At 67.6% G+C, this 22,288-nt stretch carries 24 protein-coding genes; 9 read left to right on the top strand and 15 right to left on the bottom strand.

The features are described from left to right. Positions 1–76 precede the first annotated feature (76 nt). The 3 genes from AC1DCZ_RS06410 (at position 77) to AC1DCZ_RS06400 (ending at position 2,918) form a co-directional block, all read left to right on the top strand. A complete protein-coding gene (locus AC1DCZ_RS06410; RefSeq protein ID WP_476973841.1) occupies positions 77–973 on the top strand; it encodes an aldo/keto reductase in 897 nt (298 codons plus the stop codon). Between the two features lie 37 nt (positions 974–1,010). Then, positions 1,011–1,775: a DUF72 domain-containing protein gene (locus AC1DCZ_RS06405; protein ID WP_476973840.1), complete on the top strand. Its 765-nt coding sequence runs from the start codon at positions 1,011–1,013 to the stop codon at positions 1,773–1,775. A 72-nt stretch (positions 1,776–1,847) separates the two neighbouring features. Further along, positions 1,848–2,918 (top strand): App1 family protein, encoded by a 1,071-nt coding sequence (locus AC1DCZ_RS06400; protein WP_476973839.1) that lies wholly within the window; start codon positions 1,848–1,850, stop codon positions 2,916–2,918. 28 nt (positions 2,919–2,946) lie between these two features. Here AC1DCZ_RS06400 and AC1DCZ_RS06395 read toward each other — a convergent pair whose 3' ends face one another. Further along, positions 2,947–4,476: a glycoside hydrolase family 1 protein gene (locus tag AC1DCZ_RS06395; protein WP_476973838.1), complete on the bottom strand. Its 1,530-nt coding sequence runs from the start codon at positions 4,474–4,476 to the stop codon at positions 2,947–2,949. Between the two features lie 123 nt (positions 4,477–4,599). Between AC1DCZ_RS06395 and AC1DCZ_RS06390 the strand changes: the two genes are divergently transcribed. Next, positions 4,600–5,136 carry a TspO/MBR family protein gene (locus tag AC1DCZ_RS06390; protein ID WP_476973837.1) on the top strand — a complete coding sequence of 179 codons (537 nt, stop codon included), beginning with the start codon at positions 4,600–4,602 and terminating at the stop codon, positions 5,134–5,136. 69 nt (positions 5,137–5,205) lie between these two features. Here AC1DCZ_RS06390 and AC1DCZ_RS06385 read toward each other — a convergent pair whose 3' ends face one another. From AC1DCZ_RS06385 to AC1DCZ_RS06375, 3 genes are all read right to left on the bottom strand, one after another. Continuing rightward, a complete protein-coding gene (locus AC1DCZ_RS06385; protein WP_476973836.1) occupies positions 5,206–5,595 on the bottom strand; it encodes a hypothetical protein in 390 nt (129 codons plus the stop codon). A 64-nt stretch (positions 5,596–5,659) separates the two neighbouring features. Next, positions 5,660–6,004, bottom strand: a complete 345-nt coding sequence (locus AC1DCZ_RS06380; protein ID WP_476973835.1) for a J domain-containing protein — start codon at positions 6,002–6,004, stop codon at positions 5,660–5,662. 86 nt (positions 6,005–6,090) lie between these two features. After that, positions 6,091–6,516, bottom strand: a complete 426-nt coding sequence (locus AC1DCZ_RS06375; protein ID WP_476894201.1) for an Hsp20/alpha crystallin family protein — start codon at positions 6,514–6,516, stop codon at positions 6,091–6,093. 174 nt (positions 6,517–6,690) lie between these two features. Between AC1DCZ_RS06375 and AC1DCZ_RS06370 the strand changes: the two genes are divergently transcribed. Beyond that, positions 6,691–6,978: a MerR family transcriptional regulator gene (locus tag AC1DCZ_RS06370; RefSeq protein WP_476973834.1), complete on the top strand. Its 288-nt coding sequence runs from the start codon at positions 6,691–6,693 to the stop codon at positions 6,976–6,978. A gap of 66 nt (positions 6,979–7,044) precedes the next feature. Here AC1DCZ_RS06370 and AC1DCZ_RS06365 read toward each other — a convergent pair whose 3' ends face one another. Next, positions 7,045–7,827: a phosphatase PAP2 family protein gene (locus tag AC1DCZ_RS06365; protein ID WP_476973833.1), complete on the bottom strand. Its 783-nt coding sequence runs from the start codon at positions 7,825–7,827 to the stop codon at positions 7,045–7,047. A 253-nt stretch (positions 7,828–8,080) separates the two neighbouring features. On the opposite strand from AC1DCZ_RS06365, the gene AC1DCZ_RS06360 reads away from it, so the two are divergent. Then, positions 8,081–8,290 (top strand): hypothetical protein, encoded by a 210-nt coding sequence (locus AC1DCZ_RS06360; RefSeq protein WP_476973832.1) that lies wholly within the window; start codon positions 8,081–8,083, stop codon positions 8,288–8,290. Between the two features lie 156 nt (positions 8,291–8,446). Here the strand turns inward: AC1DCZ_RS06360 and AC1DCZ_RS06355 are convergent, their stop codons facing one another. Both AC1DCZ_RS06355 and AC1DCZ_RS06350 read right to left on the bottom strand, forming a co-directional pair. Continuing rightward, positions 8,447–9,478: an aldo/keto reductase gene (locus tag AC1DCZ_RS06355; protein ID WP_476973831.1), complete on the bottom strand. Its 1,032-nt coding sequence runs from the start codon at positions 9,476–9,478 to the stop codon at positions 8,447–8,449. Between the two features lie 35 nt (positions 9,479–9,513). Further along, on the bottom strand, positions 9,514–10,386 hold the full coding sequence (locus AC1DCZ_RS06350) for an NAD-dependent epimerase/dehydratase family protein (RefSeq protein WP_476973830.1): 873 nt from the start codon (positions 10,384–10,386) through the stop codon (positions 9,514–9,516). Between the two features lie 153 nt (positions 10,387–10,539). Here AC1DCZ_RS06350 and AC1DCZ_RS06345 point away from each other — a divergent pair, with 153 nt between their 5' ends. The 3 genes from AC1DCZ_RS06345 (at position 10,540) to AC1DCZ_RS06335 (ending at position 12,732) form a co-directional block, all read left to right on the top strand. Beyond that, positions 10,540–10,998 (top strand): universal stress protein, encoded by a 459-nt coding sequence (locus AC1DCZ_RS06345; protein WP_476893687.1) that lies wholly within the window; start codon positions 10,540–10,542, stop codon positions 10,996–10,998. A 91-nt stretch (positions 10,999–11,089) separates the two neighbouring features. After that, positions 11,090–11,821 carry an SRPBCC family protein gene (locus AC1DCZ_RS06340; protein WP_476973829.1) on the top strand — a complete coding sequence of 244 codons (732 nt, stop codon included), beginning with the start codon at positions 11,090–11,092 and terminating at the stop codon, positions 11,819–11,821. Between the two features lie 89 nt (positions 11,822–11,910). Next, complete coding sequence (locus tag AC1DCZ_RS06335) at positions 11,911–12,732, top strand: hypothetical protein (RefSeq protein ID WP_476973828.1); 822 nt, start codon at positions 11,911–11,913, stop codon at positions 12,730–12,732. Positions 12,733–12,885: 153 nt separating this feature from the next. Here the strand turns inward: AC1DCZ_RS06335 and AC1DCZ_RS06330 are convergent, their stop codons facing one another. The 8 genes from AC1DCZ_RS06330 to AC1DCZ_RS06295 all read right to left on the bottom strand — a co-directional run bounded on the left by AC1DCZ_RS06330 (position 12,886) and on the right by AC1DCZ_RS06295 (position 22,163). After that, positions 12,886–14,238, bottom strand: a complete 1,353-nt coding sequence (locus AC1DCZ_RS06330; protein ID WP_476973827.1) for a phosphoribosyltransferase family protein — start codon at positions 14,236–14,238, stop codon at positions 12,886–12,888. A 93-nt stretch (positions 14,239–14,331) separates the two neighbouring features. Continuing rightward, complete coding sequence (gene mgtA / locus AC1DCZ_RS06325; protein WP_476973826.1) at positions 14,332–17,067, bottom strand: magnesium-translocating P-type ATPase; 2,736 nt, start codon at positions 17,065–17,067, stop codon at positions 14,332–14,334. Positions 17,068–17,229: 162 nt separating this feature from the next. Next, positions 17,230–18,081, bottom strand: coding sequence for an alpha/beta fold hydrolase (locus tag AC1DCZ_RS06320; protein WP_476973825.1), 852 nt, complete (start codon positions 18,079–18,081; stop codon positions 17,230–17,232). Between the two features lie 91 nt (positions 18,082–18,172). Further along, positions 18,173–20,224 carry a glycogen debranching protein GlgX gene (glgX, locus tag AC1DCZ_RS06315; protein WP_476973824.1) on the bottom strand — a complete coding sequence of 684 codons (2,052 nt, stop codon included), beginning with the start codon at positions 20,222–20,224 and terminating at the stop codon, positions 18,173–18,175. Between the two features lie 107 nt (positions 20,225–20,331). Then, on the bottom strand, positions 20,332–20,541 hold the full coding sequence (locus tag AC1DCZ_RS06310; RefSeq protein ID WP_476973823.1) for a hypothetical protein: 210 nt from the start codon (positions 20,539–20,541) through the stop codon (positions 20,332–20,334). 120 nt (positions 20,542–20,661) lie between these two features. Beyond that, a complete protein-coding gene (locus AC1DCZ_RS06305; protein WP_476973822.1) occupies positions 20,662–20,859 on the bottom strand; it encodes a hypothetical protein in 198 nt (65 codons plus the stop codon). 83 nt (positions 20,860–20,942) lie between these two features. After that, complete coding sequence (locus AC1DCZ_RS06300; RefSeq protein WP_476973821.1) at positions 20,943–21,356, bottom strand: VOC family protein; 414 nt, start codon at positions 21,354–21,356, stop codon at positions 20,943–20,945. Positions 21,357–21,596: 240 nt separating this feature from the next. Beyond that, positions 21,597–22,163, bottom strand: coding sequence for a type 1 glutamine amidotransferase domain-containing protein (locus tag AC1DCZ_RS06295; protein ID WP_476973820.1), 567 nt, complete (start codon positions 22,161–22,163; stop codon positions 21,597–21,599). Positions 22,164–22,288: the final 125 nt, after the last annotated feature.

The raw sequence follows: 22,288 nt of genomic DNA, 5'->3' as shown, positions 1-22,288 counted from the left end.
CCCCACGGCTGCGGACGAGTTTTCAGCGCCGGCCCGGAGTTGCGGGCCGCCCGGCCCGCAGGGCTAGGATCCAACCATGCTTAAACGGAACTTCGGAACGACACGCGCAGGAGACTCGCCCCTGCAGGTCTCGGCCCTCGGCTTCGGCGCGGGGCACATCGGATACGACGGCGTGACGGAGCGCGAGGCGCATGCGCTCCTGGACCGGGCCCTGGAACTGGGCATCAACTTCATCGACACCGCCCGGGGCTACGGGTTGTCCGAGGAACGGATCGGCAGCTGGATCCCCGCGCACCGCGACGGCGTCGTGCTGTCCACGAAGGTCGGCTACGGCGTCGACGGCGCTGCGGACTGGAGCGCTGCCGCCGTGACCGGCGGCGTGGACGAGGCCCTGGCGAAGCTGGGCACGGACGTCCTCGACGTCGTTTTCCTGCATTCGTGCCCCCTCGCGGTGCTGCAACAGGGCGACGCCATCCAGGCGCTCCTCGCCTGCGTGGAGGCCGGAAAGGTCCGGATGCCCGGCTACAGCGGGGAGAACGACGCGCTTGCCTGGGCGGCCGGGGCCGGGGTGTTCGGGGCCGTGCAGTCGTCCGTGAACCTGGCGGACCAGCGGTCACTTCGTGAAGTGCTCCCCGACGCGGCCCGGAGCGGCCTGGGAGTGGTCGCCAAGCGTCCGCTGGCCAATGCGCCCTGGCGCCACCGTGACCGGCCGGCCGGGGTGTATGGCGAGAGTTACTGGCTGCGCCTGCGGGAGATGGGCCTGGAGCCCGAAGCCGATGACTGGCAGGGGACGGCCCTGCGGTTCTCGGCGTTCGCCCCCGGTGTCGGCACAGCGATCGTCGGCACATCGAAGACCGCCAACCTCGATGCCGCGGCGGCCGCCGTCGCGCGCGGCCCGCTGCCGGAGCACGAGCGGCAGCGCTGGGAAGAGGCGTTCGCCCCGCACGCACGGGACTGGGCCGGGGAAGTCTAGGCCGGCACCGGCGGGCGCAGGAGACGGGACGGCCGACATGGCGCCCGACGTGGGGATTTACCACTTTGGGACGAACCACATTGGAACGAGCGGCTGGAGCTACGACCACTGGGAAAACGTGCTGTACCCGCCGGGGCTTCCGGCACGGGACCGCCTGGCACACTATGCGGCCCATTTCCGCACCGTGGAGCTCAACGCGAGCTTCTACCACTGGCCCCGGGAGTCGAGCTTCGCCGGGTGGCGCCGCCGCCTGCCGGCAGGGTTCCTGCTGTCCGTCAAGGCCCCGCGCGGCCTGACCCACGCCAAGAAGCTTTACGCCCCTGAGGCCTGGGTGGAACGGATTGTCAGATGCTGGCACGAGCTCGGCGACAAACGCGGCGTGCTGCTGGTCCAGCTGCCTCCCGGCTTCGCCCGTGATGACGCCCGGCTGGACTACTTCCTGGCCGCACTGCCGGAGTGGATCAGCGTCAGCGTGGAGTTCCGCCACCCCAGTTGGGAGGATCCCGACGTGTTCTCCCTGCTGGAGCGGCATGGCGCGGCGTACTGCGTCATGAGCGGCGCCGGGCTCCCGTGTATCCTGCGCGCGACGGCGCCGTTCGTCTACGTCCGGCTGCACGGGCCGGACCCGGGCCACCTGTACGGCGGCTCATATCCGGACGAGGACCTGCGCTGGTGGGCGGACCGGATCCGCGAATGGGAGACCGCCGGCAAGGACGTCTTTGCCTATTTCAACAACGACGGCGGCGGCCACGCCGTGCGCAACGCCGCCACACTGCGCAGCTTGCTAGGGGACGGCCGGTGAGGCGGGGCCCGAGCTGGCCAATTCGCTGCCCGCAGTCCGCGTGCGGGCTCGGCGCTGTGGGAGAGTGGAGGCATGGAATTGGCCTCGCAGCAACCCCCGCAGCAGCAACCCCTGTCCGGCAACCGGGTTTTCCACCTCGCCCACTGGGTCTCGGACAGCGTCAACGGCCTGCGCCTCAAAACGGCCCGCCGCTGGCACTTCATCCCGCAGACCATCGCATACCAGGGCTACGGTTCCACGGGATGGGTGCGGGTGCTCGCACGGGTGGTCCTCACGAGCAGGCCCGTTCCCGGCAGCAAGACCGATCAGGCGGCCCAGAACGGCAACCAGAATTTCCGCGGCTGGCGTGCCTTCACGAGCGTCCCGATCCAGTTCACCGCCGTGGACATTGAAATCGGCGGCAACACCACCCGCGTGCACGCGGACCGCGGCGGCCTGGTGGACACGGTGGTGCCCGTGTCGCTGGCCCCGGGCTGGCACACCGCGGTCCTGCGGGCCGAGGGGACCGAACCCGTCACGGCCAGGATCTTCGTGATCTCCCCGGACACCGAACTCGGCATCGTCTCGGATATTGACGACACGATCATGGTCACGGCGCTGCCGCGGCCTTTCCTGGCCCTGTGGAACACGTTCGTGCTCAACGAGCGTGCCCGGATGGCCACGCCCGGCATGGCCGTCCTCATGGACCGGCTGATGGTGGAGCACCCGCAAGCCCCGGTGATCTATCTGTCCACCGGACCGTGGAACGCCGCCCCCACCCTGGCCCGGTTCATTGCCCGGAACCTGTACCCCTCGGGCGCGTTGCTGCTCACCGACTGGGGCCTTACCCACGACCGCTGGTTCCGCAGCGGGCAGGAGCACAAGCGCCGGAACCTGGACCTGCTGGCCAAGGAGTTCCCCAAGATGCGCTGGCTGCTCTTTGGCGACAACGGCCAGCACGATGAGCAGATCTATTCGGACTTCGCGCGGGAGCACGGAGACCGGGTAGCCGCGATCGGCATCCGGCAGCTGTCCACGAGTGAGGCCGTCCTGGCCGGCGGCCATTCCGATACCGGCGACCACACCAACTCCACGGTTCCCTGGATCTACTCGCCGGACGGCGCCGGCATGGCAAAAGGCCTGCAGGACCTGGATATTCTTTGAGCCCGGCCCTCAGCCGGAGCGTATGGGATCAGCCGACCGGGTGGTGGCGTTCGACGCCGGCCGCTTCCTTTGGTTCTCCGGTGCCGGGTGCCGGGGCGCCGGCGGCCGGGGGCGCCGCATCGTTCCGGGCCGCCAGCAGTTCCTGGAACCAGTAGTAGGACGCCTTCGGCGTGCGGACCATAGTTTCGCGGTCCACGTGCAAGAGACCGAACTGCTGCTTGTAGCCTGCGGACCACTCGAAATTGTCCATCAGGGACCATATGTAATAGCCGCGGAGGTCGATTGACTCGGCGGCGCCGCCTGGCGACGTCGCCTCGACGGCGCTCGCGATGTGGTCCGCCAGGTACTGCACGCGGCGCTCGTCCGGGATGATGAGCCGGTCCGCCGCCGCGTCCCGGATCTCCAGGTCCTCGAAACTCGCCCCGCCTTCCGTAATGTAGACCGGCGGCAGGTCCGGGTACCGTTCGGCCATTTCGGCAAGCGCCACGGCCATGTAGTCCGGCTTGATGGGCCAGCCATAGGCAGTGGTCTCGGTGTCCGGGAAGGCAGCAATGTGGAACGGCGCACCGGGGGTGCCGCCCAAGTCATCGCCCATAGCCTCGGCCATGCCCTCCGGCACGGCACCTTCGCCGGGGCCGGAGGCCACGCGCGTGGGCATGTAGTAGTTCATGCCGTAGAAGTCCAGGGGCTGGGAGATCAGCTCCAGGTCCTCGCTGGACGGGCTGAAGGACGAGAAGAATGTGGCTGCCCGGATGACATCGGGGTACTTGCCGAGGAGTACCGGGTCTGCATACAGGCGGTTCTGGGCCACGTCCATGAGCCCTGCGCTGAGCTTGTCCAGGGGATTCGCGGAGGCCGGCACCATCGGGGAGTAGACGTTGGTGATACCGATGCCGCCAGGGACGTTGGCTGCCCGCAGCGCCTGGACCGCCAGTCCATGGCCCAGCAGCTGGTGGTGGACGCTCGGCAGGGCCTTGAGCATGAGGGATTCGCCCGGGGCGTGGACGCCCAGGACATAGCCGTTCGTGGTGACGGTAGCCGGTTCGTTGACGGTGACCCAGCGGGCCACCCGGTCGCCGTAGGCAGCGGCGGCAATCGCCGCGAACTCGCCGAGCCGGTAAGCCGTATCCCGGTTCATCCAGCCGCCTGCCTCGTCCAGGGGCAGGGGCGTTTCCCAGTGGTAAAGGGTGGCCATCGGGGAAATCCCGTTGGCCAGCAACAGGTCGATGAGCCGGTCGTAGAAGTCCAGTCCCGCCGGGTTGACCGGGCCGGTGCCGCCCGGCTGGATGCGGGACCAGGACAGTGAGAACCGGTACGAATCGACGCCCAGTTCCTTCATCAGAGCCACGTCTTCGGGCATCCGGTGGTAGTGGTCGCATGCCACGGCGGGGCTGTGGCCGTCCACGATCGCGCCCGGTTTGGCGGCGAAGACATCCCAGCCGGACGGGCCGCGCCCGTCCTCGTCAAGGGCACCTTCGATCTGGAAGGCAGCGGTTGCGACCCCGAGGGTGAACTTGGGCGGAAGCATGGCGGCCAACTCTTTGGCTGAAGCAGTCATGGACGGGAACCCCTATGTAGTTGCGCTGGTGGTGATTGACTGATTTTAGGCCGTCCCGGCATCGTGCGCCACGAGCGTCGGTTTGACGGATGCGGAGCCAGTGACCAAGGTTGACCCGTGCCCGTGAAATTTGAAGAAATGCCCGCCCTCCAACCGCCGCCGGACAGACTTGGCCCGGGCCGGCAGATTGCGGCACTTCTCGGTTTCCTGGCCGTGTCCCAGGGAGTGTCATTCATCGCCTCCCTGGCCATTATCAACAACGCCAACGGGTGGTACGCGGCCGCGGACAAGGCGTCCTGGACCCCGCCCGGCTGGGCCTTCGGATCGGCCTGGATGGTGCTGTACACCGCCATGGCCGTGGCTGCGTGGCTGGTGTGGCGGAAACGCACCGGACCGGGCAGGGACGCCATGAGGACGTATGGCCTGCTGCTGGTCCTGAACCTGGCCTGGGCCCCGCTGTTTTTCGGCATGTACCCAATGCTTGGAGCGGCCGCCCTCTGGCTGGCGTTCCTGGTCATCGCCGCACATGCCGCGGCAGCGGCCGCCGCAGTGGTCCGGTTCGGTCCTGTCAGCAGGACCGCGGGACTGCTCATGCTGCCCTACCTGTCCTGGATCGTGTTCTCCGCCAGCCTGAACCTCTACGCTGCCGCCAACAACTGATCCGTCTCCGCCCGCGTGGACCCGGCCGGGGACCCGGACCCCGGATGAACTTCGGAACCCCGGCGAATTTCAGAACTCCGTGGTTTCGGGCCCGAAGAGGAAGTCCTTGGCATGCGCAACGGCCTTCTTGAAGGCGTCGTTCCGCAGCGTCGCCAGCGGTTCCGTCCCTCCGGCCAAGGGTTCCAGGTATTCCGTGAAGCCCGGGCGCAGCACCCAGATGTCCCCGGCCGGCGGAAGATAAAACACGCCGAACGAACGGTGCTGGCTGTCGTCGGCCGCCCAGATCGGGACTACTGCCAGCGCCGCACCAGTGTCGATATTGATCCACTGCGCCCGGGGAAGCGGCGCTTCGTGTGCCTCCGGGTCCAGGAACGGTGCTGCACCCTCACCCCACCGTTCCTCGAAGCGTTCGTGGAACGCCGGCATCAGGTGCGAATCGTAACGGCGCCATGCGTTCATGGCCGATCTCCTTCCCATGCAGTCTTTTCTTCCGGAGGCCCCGGCGCGGAGGCCCCGCGTCAGCTCAGCCCTGCCATGGTCCCCGTTCCCAGCGGACCGGGGAAACACGCAGCAGCGGCTCCCGGTGGCGGCCCTGGCGCACCGGAATGTCCCGGGAATCCTGCCCGGCGCTCCCCCGCGCGGGCGCATGGCTTTCCGGGCGGTCGTAATCCGCCCGGCTCGTCGGGTTCCGGAGCACCGCGTAAGCGTCCAGGATGCCGCGCACGTCGCGAGCATCCCCGCCGTCGGAACCCCCGACGTCGGGATGTAGCAGGCGCATGATCGCCCGAAAGGCCCGGCTGATCTCCTGCTGCGTCGCGTCCGGCGCGACATGCAGTGCCGCGTAGTAGCCGCGGGGGTCCGGATTCATGGTCCAACTCCGTGTGTCCGGCGGAGTAAGAGCAGGTCACGGGGTGCGCCGGGCAGCGGGGCACACGCACCCGCTGCCCGCCGCAGCTACTTTCCGATTTCCTGCATCTTGTCCTGTGTGTGGGTGATTTCAATCTTGCGCGGCTTCGCTTGCTCCGCCACCGGGATGCGGAGTGTCAGGACGCCGTCGGCGTAGTGTGCCTTGACCTTTTCCGTGTCCAGGGTGTCGCCGAGGATGAGCTGGCGGCTGAAAACGCCGCGCGGGCGTTCCGACGCGACCAGCTCGACATTGGGTTGCATCGGGTCCCGCCGTTCAGCCCGGACGGTCAGGACGTTGCGTTCAATATCGAGCTGGATTGAATCCACGTTGACCCCCGGCAGGTCGAAAGCGACGACGAACTCGCCGTCCTCCTGCCACGCGTCCATCGGCATGGCCGCCGGCCGGGCCGGCGTTCCGAAAACCTGCTGGGCCAGCCGGTCAAAGTCACGGAAAGGGTCCGTACGCATCAACATCATTTCCCACTCCTTCAGTGCGGGTCTGCCTACAATTTTCCCATGACCCACCAAGCGATTATCTGTGTTGGTGGGTATAGATTTTTTATAGCACCGGTGGGAAACTACTGCAAGGGCTGATTTGTCCGGACGCGCATGGTCCGGACGCGCATGGTCCCGACCGGGAGGAGGCACATGGCGGACCGTAAGTTGGAGGTTGGCCTGTACGCCATCTCCGTCGTGGCACAACTGGTGGGCACCGGCCAGCAGAACATCCGGCTCTATGAACGGAAAGGACTGCTCACCCCGGACCGCACGGCGGGGGGCACACGGCAGTACAGCGATGCGGATCTGGCAGTACTGCGGCGGATCAGCGCACTGCTGGATGAGGGCCTGAACCTGGCAGGCGTGGCCAAGGTGCTCGAACTCGAGGCGGACAATGCCCGGCTGCGGGCCGCGCTGAACCGGACCCGCAGGGGCTGACGGGCAGCGGGCGGTCGCCCGGCGCAGCCGGCGCGGGTCAGTCCTGGCGTGGTGGTCCTGGCGTGATCAGTCCTGGCTGGTGTCGGCTTTGGAGAGAGTACCCGTGATCTGCTCCCCCGCTATGCGGGCGGTCCGCCAGGTGTCCAGCGCCATGGCCGCGCCCAGCACCACCAGTGAGATGGAGAACGACGCCAGGGCATCGGTCATCCAGTGGTAGCCGAGGTAGAGCCTGCTGGCGGCGGCGAAGAAGATGCCGATCCCTGCCACAATGAACGCGACGACGGCGGACTTGGGGTTCTGCTTGCGCGAAAAGACGAGGAACGTCGTGACGAGCAGGAAATCGCAGGCGCCCAGCACGTGGCCGGACGGGAAAGAGAACGTGGAGTCGGCGCCGAAGAGCATCAGATTCTCCGGGGGACGGTGGCGTTCGACGATGTGGCCGATGACCTGGGCCAGGATGACGCCGGTCAGCATGGCGCCGGCCAGCAGCATCGGCCGCCAGGCGTGCTTGGCACGGATCCCCCAGGACACGGTGACCACGAGCACAATGATCGGCAGGCCGATGGGGCCAAAGACGATCGCAAGTAGGATCATGATGGTGGTCGTGGGTTCCCCGCGGAGGGTCACGAGCCAGCTCCGTACGGGCTCGTCGCCCGCCGAAATACCGCCGTGCTGGAGCACGCCGGTGAGGATCACGGCGAACAATACGGCGCCGGCCAGCATGAGGGCAACGGCGATGCGGTAGAGGTTCCTGCGTGCCGGTCCGCTCATGAAGCGCTCCTCCACGACGAACTTCTCGTGGAACGCCGCCCACCAGCCCTGCGGCTTCCCTGTTTGATCCTCTGCCATGGTCCCGTCCCGCCTCTGCACTCTATGGATATCCCCCGCTGAAGATTATCCCCGTTCCGCGGTCTTGCGGGTGCCGGTCCGGCCTGCGGGTGTCGGAAATCTGTGTATTCGCAGGTCGAGGCGGTGCGCCGTGCTGCCGGGGAGATTTTGCCCCGCACCGGGGCCTGACCCGGATTTGACGGCCCTATAAATATGACGTTAGTGTTCCTGCAGCTATTGGGGCCAGAGATAGAACTCCAAGAAAGATCGTGCTATGACCACAGCTACCGAGTGCATTGAGATCCAAGTCGACAACCGGCGGATCCTGGACGACCGTCTCAACGACGCCGTACGGGGCCTGCAGCAGATCGCGATGGCCACCGGCACCCACGGCATCCTGCTGACGCGCCACAAGCCGGGTCACTACACCGCGGCGCTTTCGGACCAGGTGCCCTTCGGCACGACCCGAGAGCTCCTTCACTAGGGCCGACACCGGGAGAGCCGCAACAAGCCAGGTTCCGGGCAGCTGAGCTTTGACTCGCCGCCCGGGACCTTTTTTGCCCTCACGGCCAACGCGAGGTCACTAGGCGCCCATCCGCGGCGCGGTGGAATAGCCGCTAGCTGACCCCTCGTTGCCGGTTTAGCGGCCGCCTTCGAGTTTCCTGCTGCGCTGCTCGTGCGCCATCGGCCCGTACGGGTACACCCCGACGGGCGGGCGGCTGGCCTCGGTCAGCCGCTCCGTCTCCCCCGGGGTGAGGACGAGATCCGCTGCCGCGAGATTGTCTGCGAGCTGGGTAGTCGTCCGGGCGCCCAGGATCACCGACGTCACGGCAGGTCGGTCGGCCAGCCAGGCCAGCGCCACCTGCGACGCGCTCACGCCGTGGCGGCCGGCGATTTCCTCCACTTCCTCAATGACTTCCCAGGTGCGGGCGTCAGCGTTCCGGGCCTTCCACGCCTCCATGCCGCGGTCCGGGTTTTCGCCCAGGCGGGTGGCGCCGGTGGGCGGCTCGTCGCGTTTGTACTTGCCCGAAAGCCAGCCGCCGCCCAGCGGCGACCAGGGCAGCAACCCGATTCCGGCGTCGAGCGAGGCCGGCACGATCTCGGATTCGATCTCGCGAACCAGCAGGCTGTATTGCGGCTGCAGGGTCACCGGGGCGCTCCAGCCGTGGGCTTTCGCCAGGTGGACCGCCTTGGTCAGTTGCCAGCCCAGGAAGTTGGAGAACCCGTAGTAGGCAATCTTTCCGCTGCTGACGGCGTCGTGCAGGAAACGCAGGGTCTCCTCCAGCGGCGTGATCGGGTCCCAGGCGTGGAGCTGGTAGAGGTCGATCTGCTCGACCCCCAGCCGGCGCAGTGAGTCATCGAGCGCCCGGGTCAGGTGCCGGCGGGAGGTGCCGACGTCATTCGGGGCCGTCCCCATCGGGAACCGGCCCTTGGTGGCGAGCACCACGTTGTCCCGGGCCTCCGGCCGTTCGGCCAGCCAGCGCCCGATGATCTCCTCGGAGACGCCGGAACTGTAGACATCGGCGGTGTCGATGAAGTTGCCGCCGGACGCGAGGTAGTCGTCGAGGATGGCGCGGGACTGCTCTTCGGTGGCTTCAGCGCCGAAGGTCATGGTGCCCAGCGCATAGTTGGAGACGATGGCGCCGCTGTTGCCCAATGTGCGGTATTGCATGGAGCTCCTTAGTCTTCGGGGTCAGTCTTAGGGGGTCAGTCTTCCGTGGGGGTGGTGCGGTTCGAGTGGTAGGCCCGCCAGCTGTGCTCGGGGGCGTAGCCCAGGAGGCGCTTGGCCTTGTCGATCGAGAGCATGGTCTCGTGCTCGCCAAGATCCTTGACCACCTTGACGTTCGGGAACACCTCGGCTGCCAGGCTGGCGCTTGAGCGGCTCATGACGGTGTCCTCGTTGGCGATGATGAAAGCCTCGAAGCCGGGCTTGGCGTTCTCCAGCGCCCGTGCCACGGCCTGCCCGCCGTCGCGGCCGTCGATGTAGCCCCACAGGTTCCACTTGCGCAGCGTCGCGTCGGCGTCGAAGGCGGGGAAGGCCTCGTAGTCCTCCGGATCCATCACGTTGGAGAACCGCAGGCCTGTGATGCTCAGCTCCGGGTCCCAGCGTGTGAGCTGGATGGCCATCTGTTCTTCAAGGTGCTTGACCAGCGAGTACGTGCTTTCCGGCCGGGCGGGGTAGTCCTCGTCGACGGGGATGTAGGGAGGGTCGACGTCGAAGGGCAGTCCCAGCACCGTCTCGCTGGAGGCATACACAATCTTCTTGATCCCGGCCCGGCGGGCCGCCTGGAACACGTTGTAGGTGGCCTGCATGTTGTTCTCGAACGTGGCGGCGTCGGGGGCATGGCCGGGCGCCGGGATAGCGGCCAGGTGCACCACGGCATCGAAGCCGGCGTGCCGGTCCTCCAGGCCCAGGAACACGTCCACCACCTGGCCGTAGTTGCGCAGGTCCACTTCGGTGTAGCCGCGCCCGCGCTCTCCAGTGCGGTCCAGGTTGGTGACCTCATGGCCGTCCTCGTTCAGCCGCCGGACGACGCTCCGGCCCAGCTTTCCGCTTCCTCCGGTAACAGCAACTCTCATCAGGATCTCCTTTTGGTGGTCGTTGTACCACCCTAAAGGTGGCCGCGGGTCCTGCGCAGCCCCGGCCCGGCGAGTCCGGACCCGGCCGCGGGACAGCGGCACGGTGACCTTTGGCCCTAGGCGCCTCCGAACCGCGAGGGGCAGGCTGGGGCCATGAACGGTGATCAGCGCATAGTCGTGGGCGTGGACGGTTCCGAGTTTTCCACGACGGCCCTCCGGCTCGCCGGACGCGTGGCCAGCAGTTTAAACGCTCCGCTGGAGGTGGTCACGTGCTTAGGCACCTCGGATTTCTTCCTGGCGTCCCATCTCCCGGAGGAGAGCACCCCCACCACCACGCAGCTGGAGGAGACCGCCAAACGCCTCGTGGACCAGGCCCTTGAGCGTGCCTTCGGGGACTCGCGTCCGGAGGGGCTCACCCGGTCGGTGAAGTTCGGGCCGCCAGCCAAGGTTCTCGTTGATGAAAGCCAGGACGCCCAGATGCTCGTGGTGGGAAGACGCGGGCAGGGCGGCTTCCTGTCGCAGGTCATGGGGTCGGTCAGCTCTGCCTGCGCGGCGCACGCCCACTGCCCCGTGCTGGTGGTGGGCCAGGAATCCGGCGGGCAGCAAGCCTGACATAGCCGCGCTTGACGTGCACCGGCGTCTGGGTCCCGTCCCGCCGTGCGCGCTGGCCGTATCAGAACCGGGATCACAAGAAGGACAGCCGATGACCAGCCTGCACGCCCCCGCCCGGCTGCGCGGTCCGCTGGCGGCACTGGCCGCGGCGGCAGCAGGAGCAACGTACGTCCTCGCCCTCCGGCCCCGGCTCCTCCGCTGGGGCGCGACCACACAGGAAGCGGCAGGTCCGCTGCCGGGGGACGATCTCGTTCCCGTACCGCGCATGCAAAGCACCCGCGCCGTCACCATCGCGGCGCCGGTCTCGCACGTCTGGCCCTGGCTCATCCAGCTGGGCGCCGGCCGGGGCGGCATGTACTCCTACGATTGGCTCGAAGACGCCGTGGGCCTCGGTATTTGCAGCGCCGACCGGATTCTCCCGGAATTCCAGCAGCTGCGCGTTGGCGACAGCATACCGCTCGCGCCCGACGTCGGACTGCCCGTGCGGCTGCTGGATGCCGAGGCGGCGCTGGGCCTCGGCGGGGTGATGGATCCCCGCAGCGGGAAGATCTCGGCGTCGGGCGGCCCGATGACATCCCAGCGGCTGGAGCTCGGCTGGACCTTTGTCTTGCGGCCGGTCAACACCCACACCACCCGGCTCCTGTCCCGGACCCGGTACGACTATGCCCCCATCGTTTGGGGCCTTGCCCTCCGCCCGCTCCTGGAACCCGTGCAGTTCCTGATGGAACGCCGCATGCTCCTGGGGATACGGTCCCGGGCCGAGGGCCGCCGGACCAAGGGCCGGGCTGCCGCTGGGCCGCACCGCGCCTCTCGGCCTGCATGACTTTGGGCCCTACATCGTACCGATCCGCGGACCTAACCTGACTAGGTAAGGGCGGCGGACAACCGCCCCGCGGGACGGGGAGGCAGACGGTGAAATCGTCACGAAGCAGCATCGTCGCAGGCATCGTCCTGATGGTGGCAGGCATCCTGATGCTTCTGGACCTGCTCGGGGTTCTGGACAGCGCCGCCCTGGTGTGGCCGCTGATCTTCGGCGCGGCCGGCGTCGTGTTCCTCAGGCAGTTCGTGCGCAGCAGGAGCAACTGGTGGGCGGCCATCCCCGGTTCTGTCTTCCTTGGACTCTCGGCGGTCATCCTGGTCTCCCGGTTCTGGGCCGCCCCGGCCGCTGACCGTGCCGGGGCCTTCCTGTTCCTGTTCATGGGGGCCGGATTCGGCGCAGTGTACCTCCGCGAGCGCGCCAACTGGTGGGCGTTGATTCCCTGCGGGGTCATGCTCACCCTGGCGCTGATCGTGCTACTCCCGCCGGAGCTGCAGGGCATGCCGGTGGCCGCCGTCCTGTTCCTGGGTCTGGCCGCCACGTTCGCGGTGCTCGCCTTGGTGCCCGTCCATATTCCCCTCCACCCCGGCCGTCCCGCAGCGGGGCCAGTGCCGGGTACGCCTGGGCCACAGTCCCCCCTGATGTGGTCGGCGCAGCCCGGCCCCGCCGTTTCAGGGTGGTCCGCGACGAATGAACCAGTGCCGGCAACGCGGATGAGGTGGCCGCTGATTCCGGCAGCCGTCCTAGGCCTGATGGGCCTGGTTTTTGCCCTTCAGGCGACGGCACTTCTATCGGCGGTGGACTTCGTCGTCCCGGTACTGCTGGTGGCGGCAGGCGTGGCGCTGCTCGTTTACGCCTATCGCGCCAGCGCCTATCGCTCCCGCCACGGCGGCCACGGGAAAGCGCACGGCGCCTGAGGGTTCAGGCGTCCCGGTTCAGGAGTCCCGGTTCAGGAGTCCCGGTTCAGGAGTCCCGGTTCAGGCGTCCCGGTTCAGGCGTCCCGGTTCAGGCGTCCCGGTTCGGACAACGGCGGCCGTCCGGGTGTGCCGCATGGTTGGCCCGGGACGGGGTTACGCCCGAGACCTTGTGTCCGGCGCCAGCAGGTATTGAGTGAACCAGTCCCTCGCGAGGATGGCGGCCGCTGCCAACGTGCCCGGCTCTTCGAACAGGTGGGTGGCGCCCTGCACCACGGCAAGCTGGCTGGGGCACCGCAGCATCGCCTTGGCCTTGCGGTTGAACTCCAGGACCTCGTAGTCGAAGCTGCCGACTATCAGGAGCGTCGGCGCGGTCACGGCTGAGAGACGGGGGCCCGCGAGGTCGGGCCGGCCGCCGCGGGATACGACGGCGGTGATCCGGGCGGACGGTTCGGAAGCTGCCCACAGCGCGGCTCCGGCGCCCGTGCTTGCACCGAAGTAGCCCACCTTGGAGTGGGCAGTGTCCGCCGTTGCCGCGAGCCAGTCCGTGGCCGAGGACAGCCTGCGGGCCAGGAGTTCGATGTCGAAGACGTTGGCACGGTGGCGCTCCTCCACCGGGGTCAGCAGATCCAGCAGCAACGTGCCAAGCCCGGCCTGCTGGAGCACGCCGGCCACGTAGCGGTTCCGCGGGCTGTGCCGGCTGCTGCCGCTTCCGTGGGCGAACAGCACCACCCCTTTGGCCGGAACCGGCAGGTGCAGCTGGCCCTGGAGCCGCACCCCGCGTGAGGGGATTTCCACTTCTTCGTCAATATCCGCGGCACTGTCGGCCTGGGCGGCGCGGGCGTTCCGGGAAGTCGGGGGCGCGTCCTGCAGGCGTTTGGCCGCGAGGTCGAGCAGCTGGACCACCTCATCGTCCTCGGTCGGCGAGAAGTCACGGTAGTGGTAGCCCACGGCGGTGAACTGCCGGGGCGTGGCCAGGCAGATCACCTCGTCCGGTTCCGTCAGGTTCGCGAGGGTCTCGGCGGGGGCCACGGGGACGGCAAGGATTACCCGTGCGGCGCCCAGCGTCCGGGCCACCCGGCACGCCACCCGGGCCGTCGAGCCGGTGGCGATCCCGTCGTCGACAATGATCGCGATCCGTCCGGTGAGGTCCTGGCGGGTCCGGCCCTTCCGGAACTGGACCACCCTGTTTTCCAGCACCGCCCGCTCGTGGTCCTCGACTGCCTGGAGTTCGTTCTCGTCCACCCTCGCGTGCGCCAGGACCTCTTGATCCAGGACCCGCGCGCCGCCTTCTCCGATCGCCCCCATCGCGAGCTCGGGCTGGTAGGGAAGTCCCAGCTTCCGCACCACGATCACGTCCAGGGGCGCGTCCAGGGCTGCGGCGACCTCGAAGGCGATGGGGACGCCGCCTCGGGGCAGGCCCAGGACCACGATGTCCTGGCCGCGGAGTTCCGCCAGACGCCTGCCCAGTTGCCGGCCGGCGTCGACCCTGTCTGCAAAGATGCTCATCAGTTTGGCTTTCCAGTCGAAACCTCGGCCGTCGGCCTCATCAGTCCCGCGTTCCTTAAGCCGGGGAACGGACCGGGCGGCCGCTCCCTTCAACTATCCGCCCATCACCTTGGACGGGTGAGGGCCTTTATGCCCGGTTTTGCGTCGGCGGCGCCGGCCCGGGCCCCGGTTGACGAGCAGCGGCCTGGCCTCCGGGATGCTGAAGCGTGCGGCCCGGCGGCTGATGTGGTGGCTCGGGCCGCGGCGCCGGACAGCGGCGGGCCGGGCGGCGGCAGGCTGCTGTGCGGCACGGGCGAAGAACCAGCGTTTGGCCGTTTCCACCAGGACCAGATACACCACGGTCATTCCGAGCAGGGCCAGGAAGAACGGCACGGGCAACGGGTCGAACCCGAGTACTCCGGCCAGCGGAGAAAGCGGGAGGAACACGCCCAGTGCCACCACGCCCAGGGAGGCGCTAAGCAGGCCGATGGACGGCCGGCTGCGGAAGAACGGGACGCGCCGGGTCCGGATGGCGAAAATGATCAGCGTCTGCGTCGCGATGGACTCGATGAACCAGCCTGCCCGGAATTCCCCGGAGACGGCGTTGAACGCGAACAGCATCAGGGCAAACGTGGCGAAGTCAAAGAGCGAGCTGATGGGGCCAAAGAGGAACATGAACCGCCGGATGAAGGCGATGTTCCAGTGCGAGGGCGCTACCAGCTGCTCGTTGTCCACGCGGTCACCGGGGATGGCGAGCTGGCCTGTGTCGTAAAGCAGGTTGTTCAACAGGATCTGCCCCGGCAGCATGGGCAGGAAGCTCAGGACCACCGAGGCCGTGGCGGCGCTGAACATGTTGCCGAAGTTGCTTGACGTCCCCATGAGGACGTACTTGATGGTGTTGGCAAAGATCCGCCGCCCTTCCATGACGCCCTCGGCCAGCACGCCCAGGTCCTTGTCCATCAGCACGACGTCGGCAGCGTCCTTCGCCACGTCGGTGGCGCTGTCCACGGAGATGCCGATGTCCGCGGCATGCAGCGCCAGCGCGTCGTTGACGCCGTCGCCCATGAAACCGACTGCGCCCCCGCTCTGCCGCAGCAGCCGGATGATCCGCGCCTTCTGCTCAGGCGAGACGCGCGCGAAAATGCTCGCCTCCCGGGCCGCGGCACTGAGCTCCTCGTCCGACATCGCCTCCACCACCGCACCGCTGAGCGTTCCGCCAGAGAGCACGCCGAGTTCGTCGCAGACCTTTTCGGCAACCTTGGCGTTATCGCCCGTGGCGATCTTGACCGTGATGCCGAGCGCCGCCAGCTGGTCCAGCGACTCCCGGGCATTGGCCTTGGGCCGGTCCAGGAAGATGAGGAATCCGGACAGGGTCAGATCCTTCTCGTCAGCCGGCGTCAGATCCACGAGTCCCCCGGCCGGGCGGCTCGCGACGGCCACCACCCGGGACCCGGCGTCGAACTGTTCATCCAGCATCCCCTGAACCCCGGGCGGGGTGTCCACGCACAGCGCGAGGACCTCTTCCGGCGAGCCCTTTGTGACCAGGCGGGCGGCACCGCCGTCCTCCCGGACCAGCACGCTGGTCCGGCGCCGCTGATGATCGAAGTCGATGACGTCCACGCGGTCGTAGCGCGACGGGTCGAAGGCTGCCGCGTCAGCTGACGCCCACAGCGCGGCGTCCAGCGGGTTCAATCCCACGGTGGACACTTTTGCTTCGGCGTATTCGGCCTCGGTCGCGAGCAGTCCCTGGGTGAGCAGTTCGCCGGGAGTGGACTTGGGGCCCGCGGGCAGCGCAGCGGTGAAGCTGATCCTGCCCTCGGTCAGCGTCCCGGTCTTGTCCGTGACCAGGATGTCCATGTCGCCGAGGTCCTCGATGCAGACCAGGCGTTTGACCAGGACCTTCCGTTTCGCCAGTTGGCGGGTTCCCGTCGCCAGGCTGGTACTAACCACCGCAGGCAGCAGCTGCGGGGTGATCCCCACGGCGATTGCCAGCGAGAACAGCAGCGACTCGATCACGGGCCGTTGCAGCAGCAGGTTCGCGACGAAAATGAGCGACGTGAGTCCGATCGCCACCTGCAGCAGGAGGAACGAGAAGCGTTTGAGGCCCAGCTGGAACTCAGTCTGGGGCTGCCGCTCACCGAGGCCAAGGGCGATCCTGCCGAATTCGGCCCGTCCGCCGGTGGCGACCACCACCCCGGTGCAGCTGCCGGACTGGACTATGGTTCCCATGAAGAGGCAGCAGGTCAGGTCCGCCAGCGCCGCGCCTCCGGGTACCGGCGCGGGGTCCTTGGCGACGGGCAGTGATTCCCCGGTCAGGATGCTTTCATCGCACAGGAGGTCCTTCGCGCTCAGCAGCCGGATGTCGGCGGGGATGATCGCGCCGATCCCCAGATGGACGACGTCGCCGGGCACGAGATCGGTGACGTCGACTTCGCGGACGGTCCCGTCGCGGACGACGACAGCGCGGTGGGTGACACGCGAATGCAGGGCCTCGGCAGCGCGTTCGGCCCGGAATTCGTTGCTGAATCCCAAGCCGATGCTGACCAGCAGGATCACCCCGATCACGATCGAGTTCGTAGCGTCCCCGAGGAACAGGGAGAGGGCGGCGGTGATGAGCAGGAGGATCAGGATGGGGCTGCGCAACTGCCGGCCCAGCACCGCCCAGCCGCTGGCCTCATGGGTGCGGACAGCGTTCGGTCCGAGCTCCACGAGCCGTTTATCCGCCTCCGCGGCGGAGAGTCCGTTCACGCCGGATCCCAGCTGGTCCAGCACGGTACCGGCGGGGGTCCGGGCGGCGTCGGCGATTGCCAGCGCGAGGGAGTGCGACTCCTGGACGTCGAGCTCTGCCATGCTGCATCCGTTCGGAAAAAGTTAAGTTACCGTCAGCGTACGTCTTCATGCTGAACGCGTCCCCGAATGCGTCACAGGGCGGATGCCGGATTGCCCGCCCAAAAGGTCCGGAATCGGATGCATATAACCATTTCGACGCCTGAACGCCCTCTTGCGGCGCTCCTACGCCGTGAACTCCTGCGGGGTCTCCCTGGACGGGACAAGGCCGGCGAAGGACGCGATGGCCCCTGCCACCTCAACGGCACGGTTGTGCTGCACGACGTGCCCGGTTCCCTGGATTTCGAGGAACCGCCCCCCTGTGGCCCGCCCGGCCAGCCGGCGGCACCAGCCGGCGGTGGCGACCGGATCGTGGGCGCCCCGCAGCACCAGGACCGGCGATTTCACGCCGGTGATGCGCTCTTCCGTGGGGTAGTTCATCATGACCTGCAGGGTCTCGAGGTACCAGGACGGACCGCAGCGCAGGTAGTCGGTGAAGACGACGATGTTCGAGGAGGGGCTCTCGAAGAACAGGCAGTCCAGGCCGAGGGCCAGGGCCTGCTGCGGCACTGTCCGGCGCCTGGAATCGACCACCGGACCCATCAGGACCACGTGCGGGATCCGTTCCGGCTGCTGAATCGCGGCCTCGACGGCGAACTGTGCCCCCATCGAGTGCCCCACGGCCACGAACTCCCGGACGCCGAGCTGTTCCATGGCACCCACGATGTAGGTGGCGTGGTCGGCCACTGTCAGGGGATGCTCGGGCCGGGGCGTGGCCCCGAAGCCGGGCAGGTCGATCGAGTAGGTGTCGACTGACGCCGCCAGCAGCCGATGAAGCCGTCGCAGGTAGCGGTGCGAGGCGCCGATCCCGTGGATGAGGACGACGGCGGGTGCGGCGCCCGGCTGGTCCCCGGTCCCGCTTTGTGCCGCCGCGCCTGGACCGCCACCGGCCGCCCGCCGGGAGGCGAACACCTGGCCGATGTGTCCGCTCACCTCGATCTCGTGGCACACAGGGTCATTGGGAATTGAACTGGGCATTGACTGACAGTACCTTCCGAAGTTGAGTATCTCCCCCCAAAGGGCGGAAGGTTCCGTGGCGCAGCATTGCGGCTACGCCACGGAAGGGCCGCTATGCGCGGGACCGCAGGACAGTGACTGAGCGGTCGCGCACGATCAGGGTGCTCACCGGCGGGTGTGCCTGCTGTTCCGGGTCGGTCGAGAGCACCAGCTCCCACTCCTGCTGCGGGGCTGCCGGGACGGTGAATTCGACGCCGTTTTCGGCGGCGTTGAACAGTACGGCGAATGCGTCGGCGCCGTCGTGCTCCAGCACGAACGCGATGGCGCGGTGGTCTGCCGTCCAGTCCTCTTCGCTGAAGCCCTCGGCGTCGGCGCGGAGCACCCGGACTGAGTCGGCACTGCCGGCCTCCGGTGCGTGGCGGAACCAGTCCGGGCGGAGTGCGGGGTTCTCGCGGCGGAGCGTGATCAGTTCCGTGGTGAACTCGAGGAGTCCGGCGTCGACTTTGTTCCAGTCAAACCAGGAGATCTCGTCGTCCTGGCAGTACGCGTTGTTGTTCCCGCCCTGGGTCCGACCCATTTCGTCGCCGCCCAGGATCATGGGCACGCCGGTGGACAGGAGCAGGGTCGCCAGGAAGTTCCGGCGCTGGCGGCCGCGGAGTTCGGTGACGGCGGGATCATCGGTGGGGCCCTCGATGCCGTGGCTGGCCGAGCGGTTGTCGCTCTCGCCGTCGTTGTTGTCCTCACCATTCGCTTCGTTGTGCTTCTCGTCGTAGGCCGTGAGGTCCGCCAACGTAAAACCGTCATGCGCGGTGATGAAGTTGACGCTGGATACCGGGGCGCGGCGGCTGCCTTCGTAGACGTCCGGGCTGCCGAGGAAACGCTGGGCGAAGTCCCCAAGCACGTTCTCGCCGCCATGCCAGAACTCGCGGGCGTCGTCGCGGAACTTGCCGTTCCACTCGGACCAGTCGGCCGGGAACCCGCCCACCTGGTAGCCGGCGGTGTCCCAGGGTTCGGCGATCATCTTGACCGGGGCCAGGACCGGGTCCTGCTGGATCAGGGTGAGGAAGGCGCTGTGCAACTCGGCGCTGCCGTCCTGCCTGGTCAGTGTGGTGGCCAGGTCGAAGCGAAACCCGTCCACGTGCATTTCCGTGACCCAGTAGCGCAGCGAGTCCATGATGAGACCGAGCGCCGCCGGGTGGCCCACGTTGAGGCTGTTTCCCGTTCCGGTCGTGTCGAAGTACGCGGACTCCTCCCCCTCCACCAGGCGGTAGTAGGCGGCGTTGTCGATGCCCTTGAAGGACAGCATGGGGCCCATGTGGTTGCCCTCGGCGGTGTGGTTGTAGACGACGTCGAGGATGACTTCCAGCCCGGCCGCGTGGAGGGCCTTGACCATGGCCTTGAACTCCGCGACCTGGCCGCCGCCGTCGCCGGCGGCGCTGTAGTCGCCGTGCGGGGCGAAGAATCCGATGCTGTTGTAGCCCCAGTAGTTGCGCAGGCCTTTCTCTTCCAGGTGGCTGTCCTGCACGAACTGGTGCACCGGCAGCAGTTCGACGGCGGTCACGCCAAGGTCCGTGAGGTGCTTGATGGCTGCGGGGTGCGCCAGGCCGGCATAGGTGCCGCGGATGTCCTCCGGGACGTCCGGGTGCTGCTGCGTGAAACCCTTGACATGGACTTCGTAGACCACCGTCTCGGCGAGCGGGATGCGCGGCGCGACGTCGGGGGCACCTTCGTCCCAGTCGAAGGACCGGTCCGTGACCACGCAACGGGGCGCCGAAGCGGCCGAGTCCGTGGCGTCGAACTCGGCCGGGTTGTTCAGATCGTGGGCGAAGACGGCCTGGCCCCAGTCATAGCCGCCCTCGATCGCGGTGGCGTGGGGATCCAGCAGCAGCTTGTGGACGTTGTGCCGCAACCCGGCGTCGGGGTCCCAGGCGCCGTCGACGCGGATGCCGTAGCGGGTGCCGACCTCGATCCCCGGGACCATGCCATGGAACACGTGTCCGGTCCGCTCCGGCAATGCAATGCGGGTCTCGGCGCCGTCGCCGTCGAAGGTGGAGATTTCCACTGCGTCGGCCGTCTGGGAGTAGATAGCAACATTGGCGCCACCGTCCCTCAGCGTGACGCCCAGCGGATACGGAAGGGAACGCGTGGCAGCGGCCGAAGTCATGCGATGCTCGTTTCTATACGGAGTTGTCAGCCCAGTATAGTAAGCATGCTGACGAAGTACCGAACGCGACAGGCCCGCTGCCCAGCTACCAATCGCGTTAGGGGCGCTCAGTTCCCGCGCTTGTCCCGCTCGGTGAATTCCTCGTCGAGGTCATAGTGCCGGAACTCGGTCTCCGGGTTGGGCTCGCCTTCGACCACATATTCGTAGTCCAGCTGGCGCTGGACCTGGCTGTCGAGGACCTGCAGTTCCTTGTCCGCCACCTTGCTCAGGTCTTCGGGGAAATGGTCCTCGGGGGTGAGGTGCAGTTTCTCGGTCATGGCATGCCTCTCTCGGCCAGGCAGGATGGACCCGATCATGCGGTGTCCCGGCCAGCTTAAGGATAGCCGCGGCCGCCGGGCCGGGGAACACTCAGGGAACCGCCGATACGGCGGAAGGGTTCAGTCAGCCGGAAGCCGGGCCGAGGGGCCCTGGAGAGCCGGCGGGGGCCGGCCCGGCGTGCCCATGACGCTGTCGGGATGGCTGTGCGGAACGGTCCTGTCGCCCGGCTCGTCCCTGTACTCGAGAACCCGCACCCGCTCGTTTTCGAAAACCACCCGGTAGAGCTTCGGGTTCGCCACCACTGGATCGTGTCCCACGGGCGCGAGCATACGCCCGGCCTCCGGCAGCGCGCCAGAAGACGGCGGCATCGGGGGCAGGCCGGGATGAACTCTTGCGCGCCCTACGTTGCGGCAGGGGCGATGTTGACCAGCCAGTCCACGCCGAACTTGTCCTTGCACATGCCGAAAGTGTCGCCCCAGGGCGCCTTCTCCAAGGGCATGGCCACGGCGCCGCCGTCGGCGAGCTTGTCGAAGTAGCCCCGGAGCTCGGCCTCGTCGGAGCCGCTGAGCGACACGGAGAAGTTGTTGCCGGGGGTGTAATCCATGCTGTTGGGTGTGTCCGCACCCATCAGCACCATGCCGTGTTCGGTGGTCAGCATGGCGTGCATGATCTTGTCCTGCTCCGCAGCGTCCTCGCTGGCGTGGTACTCGGCGAACGTGCTCATGTTCAGCTCACCGCCGAACACCGAATGATAGAAGGCCATGGCTTCCTTGGCGTTGTCGCGGAAGCCGAGGTAGGGGTTGAGCGTGGTCATGTCCGGACTCCTAGCAGCGATTCGGTACTTGTTTACAGCGCATATCCTGCCCCAAAGGCGCTGCCGCGGGTAGGTGTCTTCACCCGGCTGCGGCGCCCACGAGGCCACGGGCGGGGCGGGCCAGCACTCCTGCCCGGTTACTCGGGGCCGGGCTTGGCGCCGGGCCGTGGAAAGGCCGGAAACCCGGGCCTCGCCGCGGCCGGGTCGCAGAGCAACCGGAAAGGAGCGCGGGACCCGGGGTCAGGAAGTCTGGCCCGCGTGCTCGCCTTCTTCGATTTCCTCGAGCAGTTTGTCGTTGAAGGCAGGAAGGTCATGCGGGTTGCGGCTGGTGACCAGGCCTTGGTCCACCACCACTTCCTCATCGGTCCAATGGGCGCCGGCATTCGTGAGGTCCGTCCGGAGCGTGGGGTAGGACGTCACATTCCGGCCGCTGATGACGCCGGCATCGATAAGCAGCCAGGGTCCGTGGCAGATGGAGGCCACAGGCTTGTGCTGTTCAAAGAATGCCCGGGTGAAAGCCTGGGCGTCCTTGTCGACGCGGAGGTGGTCGGCATTCACGACCCCACCGGGAATCACCAGCGCGTGGAAGTCGGCCGCGTTGGCGTCCGCAGCGGTGATGTCGACGGCGAACGTGCTGCCTTTTTCGGTGCCGTCGTAGCCTTGCAGTTTTCCGCTCTTGGGAGCCACCAGGGTCGGTTCCCCGCCGGCTTCCTTCACGGCGTTCCACGGGCTGGTCAGCTCCACCTGCTCCACGCCGTCGGTCAACAGGAAAGCGACTTTCTTACCTGCAATGTTGTGTCCTGACATGTGTCCTCCTCTTGCTGGGCGAGGATCCACGAGGGGCGCTTCGCCGTCCATGGTTCCCACGCGGAGACTGTGATGGCTTACAGGAACAACTCTAGGAAGCCGCAAAATAATAAGCAAGCTGATGA

This window comes from Arthrobacter sp. 10N418, assembly GCF_056394725.1.
The sequence above is the reverse complement of the archived record's forward strand: the minus strand, read 5'-3'. Positions and strand labels throughout refer to the sequence as shown.